This is a genomic window from Azospirillum brasilense (assembly GCF_005222205.1).
Lineage (GTDB): Bacteria > Pseudomonadota > Alphaproteobacteria > Azospirillales > Azospirillaceae > Azospirillum > Azospirillum brasilense_G.
In genome coordinates this window covers 1,398,262-1,412,500 of record NZ_CP032346.1, presented here as the reverse complement: position 1 = coordinate 1,412,500, position 14,239 = coordinate 1,398,262, and the positions used below count along the sequence as shown (strand labels likewise).

The 14,239-nt window shown below is 68.9% G+C and carries 14 protein-coding genes (1 of these 14 cut by a window edge); 9 read left to right on the top strand and 5 right to left on the bottom strand.

Annotated features, from left to right (window positions below):
- Positions 1-892: the 3' portion of a peptidoglycan DD-metalloendopeptidase family protein gene (locus tag D3869_RS20455; RefSeq protein ID WP_247895809.1), read on the top strand. The gene continues 458 nt to the left of window position 1, outside the view; only the last 892 of its 1,350 coding nucleotides appear in the window; its start codon lies off the left edge, out of view; the stop codon is at positions 890-892.
- Positions 893-905: 13 nt separating this feature from the next.
- Here the strand turns inward: D3869_RS20455 and D3869_RS33160 are convergent, their stop codons facing one another.
- The 5 genes from D3869_RS33160 to D3869_RS20435 all read right to left on the bottom strand — a co-directional run bounded on the left by D3869_RS33160 (position 906) and on the right by D3869_RS20435 (position 6,327).
- Positions 906-1,079 (bottom strand): hypothetical protein, encoded by a 174-nt coding sequence (locus D3869_RS33160; RefSeq protein ID WP_175426535.1) that lies wholly within the window; start codon positions 1,077-1,079, stop codon positions 906-908.
- Between the two features lie 176 nt (positions 1,080-1,255).
- On the bottom strand, positions 1,256-2,242 hold the full coding sequence (locus D3869_RS20450) for a GNAT family N-acetyltransferase (RefSeq protein ID WP_137141665.1): 987 nt from the start codon (positions 2,240-2,242) through the stop codon (positions 1,256-1,258).
- Positions 2,243-2,257: 15 nt separating this feature from the next.
- Complete coding sequence (gene motA, locus D3869_RS20445) at positions 2,258-3,118, bottom strand: flagellar motor stator protein MotA (protein WP_137141664.1); 861 nt, start codon at positions 3,116-3,118, stop codon at positions 2,258-2,260.
- 280 nt (positions 3,119-3,398) lie between these two features.
- On the bottom strand, positions 3,399-5,267 hold the full coding sequence (locus tag D3869_RS20440) for a phosphoenolpyruvate carboxykinase (GTP) (RefSeq protein WP_282190184.1): 1,869 nt from the start codon (positions 5,265-5,267) through the stop codon (positions 3,399-3,401).
- A 292-nt stretch (positions 5,268-5,559) separates the two neighbouring features.
- Positions 5,560-6,327: a HugZ family protein gene (locus tag D3869_RS20435; RefSeq protein ID WP_137141662.1), complete on the bottom strand. Its 768-nt coding sequence runs from the start codon at positions 6,325-6,327 to the stop codon at positions 5,560-5,562.
- Positions 6,328-6,724: 397 nt separating this feature from the next.
- Between D3869_RS20435 and D3869_RS20425 the strand changes: the two genes are divergently transcribed.
- From D3869_RS20425 to ptsP, 8 genes are all read left to right on the top strand, one after another.
- Complete coding sequence (locus tag D3869_RS20425; RefSeq protein ID WP_109071470.1) at positions 6,725-7,420, top strand: response regulator transcription factor; 696 nt, start codon at positions 6,725-6,727, stop codon at positions 7,418-7,420.
- The gene (locus D3869_RS20420) at positions 7,392-9,152 is read left to right on the top strand and encodes a stimulus-sensing domain-containing protein (protein ID WP_137141660.1); all 1,761 of its coding nucleotides are present in this window, start codon (positions 7,392-7,394) and stop codon (positions 9,150-9,152) included. The genes D3869_RS20425 and D3869_RS20420 overlap by 29 nt, the downstream gene beginning before the upstream one ends.
- Before the next feature lie 179 nt (positions 9,153-9,331).
- A complete protein-coding gene (locus tag D3869_RS20415; RefSeq protein WP_137141659.1) occupies positions 9,332-9,775 on the top strand; it encodes a hypothetical protein in 444 nt (147 codons plus the stop codon).
- A 144-nt stretch (positions 9,776-9,919) separates the two neighbouring features.
- Positions 9,920-10,411 (top strand): HPr kinase/phosphorylase, encoded by a 492-nt coding sequence (locus tag D3869_RS20410; RefSeq protein WP_137141658.1) that lies wholly within the window; start codon positions 9,920-9,922, stop codon positions 10,409-10,411.
- Entirely contained in the window at positions 10,408-11,331 is a 924-nt protein-coding gene (rapZ, locus tag D3869_RS20405) for an RNase adapter RapZ (RefSeq protein WP_137141657.1), read from the top strand. The genes D3869_RS20410 and rapZ overlap by 4 nt, the downstream gene beginning before the upstream one ends.
- 144 nt (positions 11,332-11,475) lie before the next feature.
- Positions 11,476-11,877 (top strand): PTS sugar transporter subunit IIA, encoded by a 402-nt coding sequence (locus D3869_RS20400; protein ID WP_014199776.1) that lies wholly within the window; start codon positions 11,476-11,478, stop codon positions 11,875-11,877.
- A 4-nt stretch (positions 11,878-11,881) separates the two neighbouring features.
- Positions 11,882-12,223: an HPr family phosphocarrier protein gene (locus D3869_RS20395; protein ID WP_247895808.1), complete on the top strand. Its 342-nt coding sequence runs from the start codon at positions 11,882-11,884 to the stop codon at positions 12,221-12,223.
- Positions 12,213-13,985 (top strand): phosphoenolpyruvate--protein phosphotransferase, encoded by a 1,773-nt coding sequence (gene ptsP, locus D3869_RS20390; RefSeq protein WP_137141656.1) that lies wholly within the window; start codon positions 12,213-12,215, stop codon positions 13,983-13,985. Before D3869_RS20395 ends, ptsP begins: the two co-directional genes overlap by 11 nt.
- Positions 13,986-14,239 lie beyond the last annotated feature (254 nt).

The following is a 14,239-nucleotide window of genomic DNA, read 5'->3' as shown; positions in this document are numbered from 1 at the left end:
CGAATCGGAGAAGGCGGTCACTCGCCAGCCGGTCGCCGCGCAGACGGTGATCCGGTCGAGCCTGTTCGAGGCGGGGAGCGCCGCCGGCGTCCCGGTCTCGGTGATGATGGCGCTGATCCGCGACTATTCCTATGACGTGGACTTCCAGCGCGACCTCCAGCCGGGCGACCGCTTCGAGGTCCTGTATGAGCGGCTGGTCACCGCCGACGGCAAGAACGCCGGGGAAGGCGACGTGCTTTACGCCGCGCTGGTGTTGAGCGGCAAGGAGTACCCGATCTACCGGCACAAGAGCCGGGACGGCCGCATCGACTATTACAACCGCGATGGCGAGAGCATCCGCCGCGCCCTGCTGCGCACGCCGATCGACGGCGCGCGGATCACCTCGGGCTTCGGGATGCGCCACCACCCGATCCTTGGCTTCAGCAAGATGCACAAGGGCATGGATTTCGGCGCGCCGACAGGCACGCCGATCTACGCCGCGGGCGGCGGTGTGGTCGAGGAGGTCGGGCCGAACGGCGCCTACGGCAACTACATCCGCATCCGCCACAACACCCAGATCGCCACGGCCTACGCCCACCTGAGCCGCATCGCCAAGGGCACGCGCCGCGGCGCCCGCGTCGACCAGGGCGACGTCATTGGCTATGTCGGCACCACCGGCCGGTCGACCGGACCGCACCTGCATTACGAGGTGCTGAAGGGCGGCCAGCAGATCAACCCGAAGAGCATCGACCTGCCGACCGGCGACAAGCTGGAAGGCCGTGAGCTGCAAGCCTTCGAGCAGACGGTGCGGTCGCTGGAGAAGAGCTTCGAGCAGGCGCGCAGCGGCCTCCAGCTCGCCCGCACCCCGGGCCAGCACGAGGACAAGGGCTGCACCAAGGCGACCACCTGCTGAGGCGCCGCCCCGCCTACTCCTGATGAAGGAAGCGGCGGATGGCGCTGGCGAGGATCTGTACGCCCTTCTCCTCGTCGTCCGCCATCTTGCGGAGACGGTCGCGCATGGCCTGAACCTGCGGCTTCATCTGGGCCGCCTTGGCGATGGCCAGTTGCGCCTCTTCCGGTTTCATGTCGTCGTCGGCCATGGCGTGCTCCTTCCACTCGCAACCAGGATGAGACAGTCGGCGCCGTCTTTCAACGGTCCCTTCACTAAAGCGAACTTCCGTTCGCTTTAGACTCACATCGCCTCACTTGCCGGCGGGCTTCGGCCGCATGTGCGGCCGGGGCCGCCGTCGCGGTCCAAAGCGGATTGCAATCCGCTTTAACGGAACAGCCCGACGCTCTCCGCCGCCTGGCCGCCGGTCCCCAGCTTGAATTCCGTGACGCCCGGCGCGCTGTCCGGGTTGATGCCGCCGAGGTCGAGCCAGCCCACGCCGCGCGCCTTGAGGGCCAGGGCCGCCCGCCACAGCACCAGCCGCATCGCGCCGCTCTTGCGCCCCGACTCGCTGGACCAGCCGATCTGGTAGGTGGCCGAACCGCCATGGATGTAGAAGAGCGCGCTCGCCGCCGGAGCGGCGGATTTCGAACGGTCCTCCAGCGCGGCGGCCATCAGCACCCCGTCGCCTTTCCCGCCGCCTTTCAGCAGCCCGTTGCGGATGCGCACGGCCAGCGCGCCGGTCATCGGGCGGAACTGCTTGGTCAGGGCCTGCTCATGCTCCTGCTTCATCAGCCAGGGCAGGTTCTTGGCCTCCCAGTCGAGGTCGATGACCAGACCGGCCTTCTCCACCCCCTTCAACCGCTGGCGCCAGTCGCGGGCCATCGCCGCGCGCAGCTCCTCCTCGCCACGCGACAGGTCGAGCCAGACCGTGCGGTATCCGGGGCCGAAACGGCGGAAGCCGCAGCGTTGCAGCATCGCCTCGGCCTCCGGCCCGGCGGCCAGTTCGGGAAGCAGGCTGGCGCGGTTCAGCGGGTTGTCGGGGCAGGCCCGGCGCAGCCGGTGGAAGACCGCCTCCTGGGTCGCCAGGTCCGGCTCCGCCCCGTCGAGCCAGAGCGGGCCGCGGTGAATCTGGCGCTGGTGGAACAGGCGCAGCGTGCGCCGTTCCAGAAGCTGGACAATCCCGATGGGCGCGCCGTCCCGCCGGATCAGGCCGAGCCGCGGCACGAAGCCGTGAGTGCGCCCCATGGCGCTGGCGTAGGCGAAGCACTGCGGCAGTGTGGAGCGGGGAACGCGGGCGAGGAGCGCCGCCCACTCCCCCACCGTCCCTTCGTTCCACAGGATGGTGACGGCGCCGTCGGACGAAGTCGGCATAAGAATGATCCGGCGTCAGGCGGGCGGCAGGGCCGAGGTGGCCTCTTCCACCTGGGCGAAGCTCGGCCGGTATTCAGGCTCCAGCACGTTTCGCGAGTATTCCACCGAGATGGCCGGCGCGTATCCGGACAGATGCGCGATCAGGCCGATCTTCATCGCCTGATAGTATTTCCCTTCGGCGTGGTAGATGTTCTTCAGGCCGCTGGCGATCGGCGCCAGGAAGCCGTAGGCGACGAGGATGCCGGTGAAGGTGCCGACGAGCGCGCCGCCGATCAGCTTGCCCAGGACCTCCGGCGGTTCGGTGATCGAACCCATGGTGTGGATCACGCCCAGCACCGCCGCGACGATGCCCAGCGCCGGCACGGCGTCGGCCACCGCCTGGATGGCGTCCGCGATCCGCTGGTGCTCGTGGTGCATGGTCTCGATGTCCTCGTCCATTAGGTCGACCAGCTCGTGCGGGTTGTCGGCCCCGAGCGACATCAGACGCAGATAGGTGCAGAGGAAGGCTATGGCGTGGTGGTCGCCATAGAATTTTGGGAATTGCTGGAAGAGTGGTGAATCCTCGGGTTTCTCGATGTGCTGTTCGAGGGCGAGCAGCCCCTTGGTCTTCGCAATCTTGAAGACCTGATACATCATGGTGAGAAGTTCGAGGAAATCATCCTTCTTGTATTTTGGCCCCTTGAAGAGGTGTCCGAGTTCCTTGCCGGTGTGGGTGACCACCGCCTTTGGATTGGCGATCAGGAACGCGCCGGCGGCGGAGCCCAGGATGATCATGAATTCGAAGGGCATCCACAGCACGCCCAGGTGTCCGCCGCCCAGGACGTAGCCCCCGAAGACGCTGAACACCACGACGCCGAAGCCGATCATCACGAACATGTCTTCCGTCCTCCAGCGTCATTTCCCGTGCCTTGGCCGGTCCGCTCCGCGGAAAGCCGGTCAGGCGAGCGTGCTTGCGTTCTGCCGGCCCAGTGACGCAGCAATCCCTTGAGTTTTTGTAAATCACCCGGCGTCGGACGCGATCCTAGCCGTGACAAAGGATCGTGTCACGAAAGGAGTACCCGAAAAGCGACCCGCCGCGGCCCCACCGCGCAAAAGAAAAGGGACCGCCCGCGGGCGGCCCCTCTTCACGCGCTCGGACGATCCTGCAAAGGACCGTTCAGCCGATCCGCCAAGTGTCCGGAGCCTCCTCCAGACGCTTGAGGAGCGCCACGCGCTGCTGCTCGATCTCGTCCGGCAGATGGCTGCCGAAGCGGTTGAACAGCTCCTCCTGGTCCTTGGCCTCGGCCTCGGCTTCCTTCCGGTCGATGTCCATGATCTTCCGGAACTTGTCCTCGGCGAAATCGAGACCGGCCCAGTTCAGGTCCTGGTAGCGCGGCATGTAGCCGAACGGGCTCTCCGCCGCATCCACCGCACGGCCGCGGACGCGGTCGACGATCCAGCGCAGGACGCGCATGTTGTCGCCGAAGCCCGGCCAGACGAACTTGCCGTTCTCGTCCTTGCGGAACCAATTGACGCGGTAGATGCGCGGCAGGTTCTCCACCTTGCCTTCCATCGCCAGCCAATGGTTCCAGTAGTCGGCCATGTTGTAGCCGCAGAAGGGCAGCATGGCGAAGGGGTCGCGGCGGATGGCGGCTTGGCCGACGGCGGCGGCGGTCGCCTCCGAGCCCATGGTCGCCGCCCAGTAGACGCCCTCGCGCCAGTTGTAGGCCTCGAACACCAGCGGGAAGGTCTTGGACAGGCGGCCGCCGAAGATGAAGGCGGAGATCGGAACGCCCGCCGGGTCTTCCCAGGCCGGATCGATCGACGGGCACTGCGCCGCCGGGGCGGTGAAGCGCGAGTTCGGGTGCGCGGCGGGACGGCCCGACGCCGGGGTCCAGTCGTTGCCCTGCCAGTCGATCAGGTGGGCCGGCGCCTCGTCGGTCAGGCCCTCCCACCACACGTCGCCATCGTCGGTCAGCGCGACGTTAGTGAAGATGACATTGGCGTTCAGCGTCTTCAGCGCGTTCGGATTCGACTTGATGCTGGTGCCCGGCGCCACGCCGAAGAAGCCGGCCTCCGGGTTGATCGCGCGCAGCGTGCCGTCCGGCTGCGGCTTCACCCAGGCGATGTCGTCGCCGATGGTGCGGACCTTCCAGCCCTCGAACTCGGCCGGGGGAACCAGCATGGCGAAGTTGGTCTTGCCGCAGGCCGACGGGAAGGCGGCGGCGACGTAGGTCTTCTCGCCCTCCGGGCTTTCCACGCCGAGGATCAGCATGTGCTCGGCCAGCCAGCCCTGCTCGCGGCCCATCGAGGAGGCGATGCGCAGCGCGAAGCACTTCTTGCCGAGCAGGGCGTTGCCGCCGTAGCCCGAGCCGAAGGAGACGATCGAGTGGTCGGCCGGGAAATGCACGATGTACTTGTGATCGGCGTTGCACGGCCACGCCACGTCCGGCTGACCGGGCTCCAGCGGCGCGCCGATGGAGTGCAGGCAGGGCACGAAGTCGCCGTCGCCCAGGATGTCCAGCACCTTCTGACCCATGCGGGTCATCATGCGCATGTTGACCGCGACGTACGGGCTGTCGGAGATCTGCACGCCGATGTGCGCGATGTCGGAGCCCAGCGGCCCCATGCTGAAGGGCACCACATACATGGTGCGGCCCCGCATGCAGCCCTCGAACAGGCCGTCCAGCTTCGCCTTCATCTCCGCCGGGGCAACCCAGTTGTTGGTCGGGCCGGCATCCTCCTTGCGCTCGGAGCAGATGAAGGTCCGGTCCTCGACGCGGGCGACGTCGCCCGGATCGGAACGGCACAGGTAGGAGTTCGGGCGCTTGGCCTCGTTCAGCTTGATGAAGGTGCCCGATTCCACCATCTCGGCGCACAGGCGGTCGTATTCCTCCTGCGATCCGTCACACCAGTGCACCCGCTCGGGCTTGCACTTGTTCGCGATCTCCTCGACCCAGGCCAGGAGCTTCTTGTTCCGCGTGCGCGTTGTTCCGGTCATCCTTTGCCTCTCAACTCGTCTCCGGGTTCGCCGCCCCCTTGGAATGCGGGGGTCGGTGCCCGAAGGTCCGGACGGCTGGCCTTTTCGGCCCTTATCGAAGCCGTCCTCGTTCGGTGGCGGTGTCTTAACCGCCGGCTCAAACCACCGCAGCCCGGCCCGCAGGCCGTACGGCGGTCATCCCGACGCGCCCCCCGGGCGCGCCCGATGTCCTGATTGGCAAGAGAGGGGTGGCCCCAGGGCCACAAACCCAAAACGGCAACGGGTTGGTCCGTTATGGTCCACTGACGTTTTCTCCTGGTTGCGCTCTTTTTGCGCGCCGCTTGCCGCGGCGTCGTGGTTAGCCGTCACGATCGTCCGAATCCACTGAGCCGTCGGCCGCGCCGGGTGCGCTCCGGCGAGCCTGCCGGGCAAGGCCGGCGAGAGTGACCCTAGCGTCTTCGGGGTTTTCCACGCCGTGATCGAAATCAACCCGCGCCATTTCGCCGCTGCGCCGCAGATCGCAGCCGTCGGGGTCGATCCCGGTCATCGCCCACGGCTCGGCACCGTCGGCGGAGCGTCCGGCCAGAACCGTGGCGTAAAGCCGCAAGGCGTCGGCGTGGTCGGCGTTCATGTGGCCCAGGATGGCGCCCTCGGCCTCGGCCAGCGCCGCGGGGACGCCCGGCAGCAGCAGGTCGGCGCGGTCGAGCCAGCGCACCCGGCCGAAGCCGGCCACCAGATGGGCGCGCTCCACCGACACGGCGTAGACGCTGAAATCGGCGAAACCGGCGTAGAGCGCGGCACCGGGATGGCGCGCCAGGAAACGGGCGCGATGGCGCGGCTCCTCCGAACGCTCGGCCCGTCCGAGAACGGACAGCCGAGGCCCGGACAGCGGCTCCGCCAGCCCCGCCGTTCCGTCGAACAGCAGGCCGACGCGCGGGTCCCGCGCGATGTTCTTCGTGTGGTCGGCCAGCGTGGAGAGCAGGAGAAGGGGCGTGCCGTCGAGGTCGAAGGCCACCTGGACCAGCGAGGGGTAGGGCCATCCACCCCGGTCATCGTGCTGGCCATCCCGCCGGCCGTCATCCCCGCGCAGGGCGGTGGACAGCGCCGCCAGACCGGCACCACGCATCAGGCGCCTTGCGGCGCCTCCCGTATGGCCGCCGACGTCCGATGACGCCGCGGCGCCCGGCCCCGAAGGGGTCGGACGGATGGGGGACTCGTCGGAACTCATGCCCTGAAACGAATGCGTTCTCCCGCGCAGCACCGTTTCCCCGGCGCCGCATTGGTGCCATATTGGCCCAGACAAATAGGTTGGGAAAAGCGAAAAGTTGGCTTTTCATGCCTTTGCGCCGCCTCATGGGCATCGTGGAGCATAAGAAAAGCCCGCATTTCGAAATAAGACGAAACCATTCTTCCGTAGTAAGCGACCGTGACGGGCCGGTCATCCGCTGGAATTGGCCGCGGGAGCCGGACGTCGACACCGGCGGTTGCCGAAAGCGGGGTGTGCGATTGGGAACGCGAACGACATGTCTCACACCGTAGCGTTGGTGGACGACGACCGGAACATCCTGACCTCCGTTGCCATGGCGCTGGAAGCGGAGGGGTTCGAGGTGCGCACCTACACCGACGGCGCCGAAGCGCTGCGCGGCCTGACGCAGCGCCCGCCGGACCTCGCCGTGCTGGACATCAAGATGCCGCGCATGGACGGGATGGAGCTTCTCCAGCGCCTGCGCCAGACCAGCCACCTGCCGGTCATCTTCCTGACCAGCAAGGACGACGAGGTGGACGAGCTGATGGGACTGCGCATGGGCGCGGACGACTACATCAAGAAGCCCTTCTCGCAGCGCCTGCTGGTCGAGCGCATCCGCACCCTGCTGCGGCGCGAGGCGGCGACCCGCGACAAGACGGCGCCGGAGCCCGGCGCGCTGCTGACCCGCGGCCCGCTGGTCATGGACGGCGCCCGCCATTCCTGCACCTGGAAGGGCCAGCCCATCGACCTGACGGTGACGGAGTTCCTCCTGGTCAAGGCCCTGGCCCAGCGCCCCGGCCATGTGAAGAGCCGCGACCAGCTCATGGACGCCGCCTATGGCGAGAACGTCTATGTCGACGACCGCACCATCGACAGCCACATCAAGCGGCTCCGCAAGAAGTTCAAGGCCATTGATTCCGACTTTGCGCAGATCGAAACGCTCTATGGCGTCGGTTACCGATACAGGGAGTGAGGTCCGCGCGCCGGACCACGCCCCCTCCCACCCCGTCAATTCCGGAACCGCGCCGCGCGCCGCGTCCAGGCGCCGGGTCCGCGGCGTGCCGTCGCCGCTGACCCTGCGCATCCTGGCCGTCAACGTGCTGGCCCTGCTGCTTCTGGTCGGCGCCCTGCTCTATCTCGGCCGCTACCAGGACCGGCTGGTCCAGGCGGAGCTGGACGCGCTGGAGACGGAGGCGCGCATCTTCGCCTCGGCGCTGGGCGAGGGCGCCGTGCAGCGGGCCGCCGACGAGCCGGAGTTGGGCCAGGAAAGCTACGAGCTGTCGCCGGAGCTGGGGCGCCAGATGATCCGCCGCCTGGCGCTGGCGACGGAGACGCACACCCGGCTCTACGGCCCGGACGGGCGGCTGCTCTCGGACAGCCGGGTGCTGACCGGCTCGCCCGGCAAGATCGAGATCCAGGAGCTGCCGCTGCCGCCCTCCGGCGACCCGGCGTCGCGGGCGGTCAACGAGTTCTACGCCCGCTTCATCGACGTGGTGCCGAGCCGGGAGAACCTGCCGCTCTACCGCGAACCGCCGGGCCACGCCGCCGAATCGGCGGCCCCGCCGCCCAATGTGGAACGCGCGCTGGCCGGCGAGAACAGCGCGACGGTGTGGCGGCTGGCCTCACCCGTCGCCCGCTCCAACCTGCTGCTGACGGTCGCCGTCCCGGTCCAGCGCTACAAGGAGGTGCTGGGGGCGGTGCTGCTGTCGCGCAGCGGCACGGTGATCGACGAGGCCATCCGGTCCGTTCGCACCGACATCCTGCGCGTCTTCGCGGTGGCGCTTCTCGTCACGGTCCTGATGTCGCTCTATCTGGCCGGCACCATCGCCCGGCCCATCCGCAAGCTGGCGCAGGCCGCCGACCGGCTGCGCACCGGCCACGGGCGCCATACGGAAATTCCCGACTTCACCCGCCGCGGCGACGAGATCGGGGAGCTGTCCGGCGTGCTGCGCGACATGACGGCGGCGCTGTGGGCGCGCATGGACGCCATCGAGCGCTTCGCCGCCGACGTCGCCCACGAGATCAAGAATCCGCTGACCTCGCTGCGCAGCGCGGTGGAGACCGTCAGCCGCATCCAGGACCCGGCGCGCCGCGACAAGCTGATGGCGATCATCGCCGACGACGTGCAGCGGCTGGACCGGCTGATCAGCGACATCTCCAACGCCTCGCGCCTCGACGCCGAGCTGTCCCGCGCCGCGCTGGAGCCGGTGGACATCGGGGCGATGCTCCGCACGCTGGCCGACATCCACCGCACCACCGCCGAGGACGGCGAGGAGGACGAGGACGGGGCGGAGGCCGCGCCGAGCGTCGTCATCGAGCCGCCGCGGGGCGGGTCGCTGTCCGTGAAGGGGCTGGAGGGACGGCTGACCCAGGTCTTCCAGAACCTGATCGCCAACGCCCTGTCCTTCTCGCCGCCCGGCGGGCAGGTCCGGCTGGCGGCCCGACGCACCCCGGACGGCGCTGTGGAGGTGACGGTCAGCGACGACGGCCCCGGCATCCCGGAGGGCAAGGAGGAGGCGATCTTCGAGCGCTTCTACACCGAGCGGCCGGCCGGCGAGAAGTTCGGCACGCATTCGGGGCTCGGCCTGTCGATCTCCAAGCAGATCGTGGAGGCCCATGGCGGCACCATCCGGGCGGACAACCGCCTCGGAGCCGGCGGGGAGACGATCGGCGCCGTCTTCACGGTGCGCCTGCCCCGTCCCTGATGGATTTCCAAAACGGGTTTCCAAAACGGATTTCCACATGGCGGATGCGGCATAGTTGCAATTTGAGAAAAGACGTATGGACAAAGTCGTGGGTGCGGCGGATGCTCAACTCCGGTCATTCCCGCGCCCGCGACGGCTGGCCTTTCGACACCCGGACGTCACCAACCGGAAGAGGGGCCATGTCAGACACCACGTCAGACGCCAAGTCCGACCTCACCCCGTTCGCACGACGCCAGATCGACGGACCCGCCGCGGCTTCGGCCACGGTGGTCGATTTCCGCCGCTACCGGCTGGCCCGCCTGATCAAGGACGCCAGCGTCCAGCAGGGCGAACTGGCCCGCATGATGCGGGCGTCGGCCGACGAGCGGACGCAGTTGGCGCAGGCGCTGCAGGGCGCCCAGCGGCATCTGGCGACCATCGCCGACAGCTACAGCCATCTTCTCACCCGGCTGGCCCGCGAGAAGGATTTCCGCACCGCCTGCCAGGAGGCCGCGGAACTGGACGATCTGGACGAAATGATCCGGCGGCGCGACGCGCTGGCCAGCGAGCTGCTGGACATCCGCCGCACCGCCCGCCCCACCCCGTGCCTGACCCTGAACGCCGGCTGCGACCGGCCGGGCTGAAGGCGGTGGCGCTGAAGGAGGCATCGCCCCGGTTCGGGGCCATGGTGGTCCCGCCGGCGCATTGGAGGCGTATCGGGCGGGAAAAGGATGCATTTTCGGCATCCCATTGACAGAAGCGGCGGCACACCTCACCTTCGCGGGATCATGGCAACGATTCATGGCACCTGCGTCCTGGTCGGCACATGGAATGGCGGCCTGGGTAACGGCGGCGACCGGGACGGAACGTCCGTCGGCGTGCTGCTGCGGGGACCGTCGGGCAGTGGCAAGTCCGATCTGGCCCTGCGGATGATCGACGCGGGGGCGCTGTTGGTGGCCGACGACCGGGTGGAGCTGCGTGTGGACGATGGCAGGGTGATGGCGACGGCGCCGGCGGCGCTGGCCGGACTGCTGGAGGTTCGGGGGGTCGGCATCGTGCCGGTGCCCGCCGCCACGGAGGCGGAGATCGGTCTGGTCGTCGATCTGGTGCCGCGCGGCGCCGTGGAACGCCTGCCCGAGGAGGAAACCGCGGATCTTCTCGACCGGACCGTGCCGCGCCTCGCCCTCTGCCCCTTCGACGCCTCGGCGCCGGCCAAGCTGAAACTCGCCGCCGGCGCCGCGCGGGCGGGTTCGCTCGGAAAGGCGCCGGAGCTGCCATGACCGATCCACGCCCCTTGCAGGAACCGCCGTTGGAACGATCCCCAGGACAGGGCGGACAGCTCGTGCTCGTCACCGGCATGTCCGGCGCCGGCATGTCCGTCGCCCTGAAGGCGCTGGAGGATCTCGGCTACGAGGCGGTGGACAACCTGCGTCTCTCGCTGGTCCCGGCGCTGCTGGAGCAGGCCGATCCGCGCCGGCGCCCGCTGGCCCTGGTCATCGACAGCCGCACCCGCGACTTCTCCGCCCACGCCATGCTGGAGGAGGTCGAGGCGCTGAAGGCCCATGCGGAGCTGGAGGTGCGTCTGGTCTTCCTCGATTGCGGGGACGAGACGCTGCAGCGCCGCTTCACCGAGACGCGCCGCCGCCACCCTCTGGCCATCGACCGCCCGGTGCCGGACGGCATCCAGCTGGAACGCGCCATGCTGCTGCCGTTGAAGCAGCAGGCCGACGTGACCATCGACACCACGCAATTGTCGATCCATGACCTGCGCCGCATCCTGGCCGGCAACTTCCAGATCGGCACCCAGGCGGCGCTGCAGGTCTTCGTCACCTCCTTCTCGTTCCGGATGGGGTTGCCTCGCGAGGCGGACCTCGTGTTCGACGTACGTTTCCTGACGAATCCCCACTATGATCCGGATCTGCGACCGCTGACCGGCCTCGACCCCCGCGTGGCGGCGCGGGTGGAGGGCGACCCGGATTTCGCCGAATTCTTCCGTCATCTGACGGACCTGTTGCAGCCGCTTCTGCCGCGCTACAACCAGGAGGGCAAGAGCTACCTGACCATCGCGGTCGGCTGCACCGGCGGCAAGCACCGCTCCGTGTTCGTCGCCGAACGGTTGGCCGCCTGGCTGGACGGGCTGGGTCTGAAGGTGGGGATCAGCCACCGGGAGCTGGAACGGCAGGCCCCGCGGGCCGGCTGACAGCGGAACGGGTGGCCGGGATGGTTGGCCCAAGGGGTGGGTTGGCCCAACGGGTGGGTTGGATCGATCCGGATAAGGGATCGTTCATAAGTGCCGCAATAAGAATGTGGCTTCGGGGGAGGCTCCAGAATTGAAGGATGTCCCATGATCGGTATGGTTCTGGTAACCCACGGGCGCCTCGCGGAAGAGTTCATCGCCGCGCTGGAGCATGTGGTGGGTGAGCAGCAGCAGGTGCGGGCCGTGTGCATCGGCCCAGACGACGACATGGAGCAGCGCCGTCAGGACATTCTGAACTCCGTGGCCGACGTGGACGACGGGTCCGGCGTCGTCGTGCTGACCGACATGTTCGGCGGAACCCCGTCCAACCTCGCCATCTCCATCATGGACAAGGCGAAGGTCGAGGTGATCGCCGGCGTGAACCTGCCGATGCTGATCAAGCTGGCCAGCGTGCGCCGCCAGGAGACGCTGACCCACGCCGTGACCGCCGCGCGGGAGGCCGGTCAGAAATACATCAACGTCGCTTCCTCGCTGCTGTCGGACGGGTGACCCGATGAGTTCTCCAGACGAGAAGGCGCCCATCCAAGGCGCCCCTGGCATTGACGGACAGAATCCGGAGAGGAATCCCGAAATCTGCCAGACCGTCACGATCAGCAACCAGCGCGGCCTGCACGCCCGCGCGGCGGCGAAGTTCGTGAAGCTGGTCGCCACCTTCGATTGCGAGATCGAGGTGCGGCGTGGCGAGACGCAGGTGTCGGGCGAATCCATCATGGGCCTGATGATGCTGGCCGCCGGCCCCGGCACCTCGGTGGAGCTGTACGCCTATGGCCGCGAGGCCGAGGAGGCCATGGCGGCGCTCGTGGATCTGATCACCCGCAAGTTCGATGAAGACTGACGTTCCGGCCGCCGGCCAGGGGCGGTCGTTGCGCGGGCTGGGCGTTTCGCCCGGCATTGCCATCGGCCCGGCCCATGTGGTGGAGAGCGGCGCCGTCCGCGTTCCCGAATACACGCTCGCCGCCGATCAGGTGGAGGCCGAGGCCGCGCGCTTCGCCGACGCCTGCGGCAAGGCGCGCCGCCAGATCCGCAAGCTGAAGGCCAAGGCGCTGGTGCTGCCCGGCTCGGCGTCGGAGGAGATCGGCTTCCTTCTGGACGCCCATCTGGCGATGGTCACCAACTCCCGCCTGACCCGCGGCGTCGAGCGTCGCATCCAGCAGGAGATGGTCAACGCCGAGGCCGCCGTCCAGGCCGAGATCGCCACCATCGCCCAGACCTTCGCGAGCATGGAGGACAGCTACCTCGCCGGGCGCATCGCCGACGTGCGCGAGGTGGGACGGCGCCTGATCCGCAACCTGATGCGCCACGAGTATCAGGCCTTCTCGATGCTCAACCCCGGCGCGGTGATCCTGGCCGAGGAGCTGACCCCGGCGGACACCGCCCTGCTCGACCCGCGCCGCGTCGCTGGCTTCGCCACCGTGCTCGGCGGCGCCGAGGGGCACACGGCGATCATGGCGCGCTCGCTGGGCATTCCGGCGGTGCTGGGCGTCGGCGGGCTGCTGTCCGGCCTGAAGAACGGGATCACGGTCATCGTCGACGGTGTCCAGGGGCGCGTCATCATCGACCCCACACCCGAGGTGCTGGAGGACTACCGGCAACGCCGCGCCGAGCGCGAGCGCGAGCGCGAGCAGCTGAAGGGCCTGCGCAAGCTGCCGGCGGTCACCCGCGACAACACCGCGGTGACGCTCCAGGCCAATCTGGAGCTGCCGCGCGACCTCGACCACGCGCTGGAGAACGGGGCGCAGGGCATCGGGCTGCTGCGCACCGAGTTCCTGTTCATGAACCGCGACCAGTTGCCGGACGAGGACGAGCAGTACACCGTCCTGCGCTCCATCGTGGAGGGCATGGGCGGGCGCACCGTCACCGCCCGCACCATGGATGTCGGCGGGGAGAAGCTGGCCGGCTGGATGGCGGGCCGCTACGGCGAGCCGGCGAACCCGGCGCTCGGCCTGCGCGCCGTCCGGCTGGGCCTGCGCGAGCCGAAGCTGCTGGAGACGCAGCTCGCCGCCATGCTGCGGGCCGGCGTCCACGGGCCGCTGCGCATCCTGCTGCCGATGATCTGCTCGGTCGCCGAGGTGCAGCGCGTGCGCGAGATGATGGGCCAGGTGGCCCGCCGCCTGCGCCGTCGCGGCGTGCCCATCGCGGACCCTCTGCCGCCGGTCGGCGTGATGGTGGAGGTGCCGGGCGCGGCCCTGTCCGCGGACGCCCTGGCCTACGCCGCCGACTTCTTCTCCATCGGCACCAACGACCTGACCCAGTACACGCTGGCCATCGACCGCGGCGACGAGCAGGTCGCCTCGCTCTACGACCCGCTGCACCCGGCGGTGCTGCGCCTGATCCAGTTCACCATCGAGGCGGCGCTGCGCGCCCGCATCCCGGTGTCGGTCTGCGGCGAGATCGCCGGCGATTCGCGCTACACCGCGCTTCTGCTCGGGCTGGGCGTGCGCGACCTGTCGATGGTGCCGCCGGCCATCCCCCTGGTGAAGCGCCGGATCCGCAAGCTGGACCTCCAGGAGGCCACCCGCCGCGCCCGCGTCATCATGGACCAGAGCGACAGCGGGCGCATCGCCGCCCTGCTGGACGACTTCAACGCCGTGGGCTGACGCGGTCGGCCATCTCCGCGCCCGCCGGACCGGAACCGGCCGACCGGCGGCGCGCGCGACCGGCCGATCCGCCAGCCCGCGACAGGCCGGCCCCCGACACGCCCGGCCGCAGCCCTGATGCGCATTCCGATCGCGGAGACTCCCCGATCGAGCGAATGCCCGGGTTGTTGACAACCCCCCATTGTGAAATACTGGCTCGCCCATCCGGGGAAGCGCGGCTTCCGGCGGACAGACCGGAACCGGCGGGCCTCCAT

What these genes read in the sequence shown, in the direction of transcription:
- D3869_RS33160 (WP_175426535.1), bottom strand. Translation starts at nt 1,079, where the DNA reads ATGGCCGACGACGACATGAAACCGGAAGAGGCGCAACTGGCCATCGCC.
- D3869_RS20450 (WP_137141665.1), bottom strand. Translation starts at nt 2,242, where the DNA reads ATGCCGACTTCGTCCGACGGCGCCGTCACCATCCTGTGGAACGAAGGG.
- motA (WP_137141664.1), bottom strand. Translation starts at nt 3,118, where the DNA reads ATGTTCGTGATGATCGGCTTCGGCGTCGTGGTGTTCAGCGTCTTCGGG.
- D3869_RS20435 (WP_137141662.1), bottom strand. Translation starts at nt 6,327, where the DNA reads ATGCGTGGTGCCGGTCTGGCGGCGCTGTCCACCGCCCTGCGCGGGGAT.
- D3869_RS20425 (WP_109071470.1), top strand. Translation starts at nt 6,725, where the DNA reads ATGTCTCACACCGTAGCGTTGGTGGACGACGACCGGAACATCCTGACC.
- D3869_RS20420 (WP_137141660.1), top strand. Translation starts at nt 7,392, where the DNA reads ATGGCGTCGGTTACCGATACAGGGAGTGAGGTCCGCGCGCCGGACCAC.
- D3869_RS20415 (WP_137141659.1), top strand. Translation starts at nt 9,332, where the DNA reads ATGTCAGACACCACGTCAGACGCCAAGTCCGACCTCACCCCGTTCGCA.
- D3869_RS20410 (WP_137141658.1), top strand. Translation starts at nt 9,920, where the DNA reads ATGGCAACGATTCATGGCACCTGCGTCCTGGTCGGCACATGGAATGGC.
- rapZ (WP_137141657.1), top strand. Translation starts at nt 10,408, where the DNA reads ATGACCGATCCACGCCCCTTGCAGGAACCGCCGTTGGAACGATCCCCA.
- D3869_RS20400 (WP_014199776.1), top strand. Translation starts at nt 11,476, where the DNA reads ATGATCGGTATGGTTCTGGTAACCCACGGGCGCCTCGCGGAAGAGTTC.
- D3869_RS20395 (WP_247895808.1), top strand. Translation starts at nt 11,882, where the DNA reads ATGAGTTCTCCAGACGAGAAGGCGCCCATCCAAGGCGCCCCTGGCATT.
- ptsP (WP_137141656.1), top strand. Translation starts at nt 12,213, where the DNA reads ATGAAGACTGACGTTCCGGCCGCCGGCCAGGGGCGGTCGTTGCGCGGG.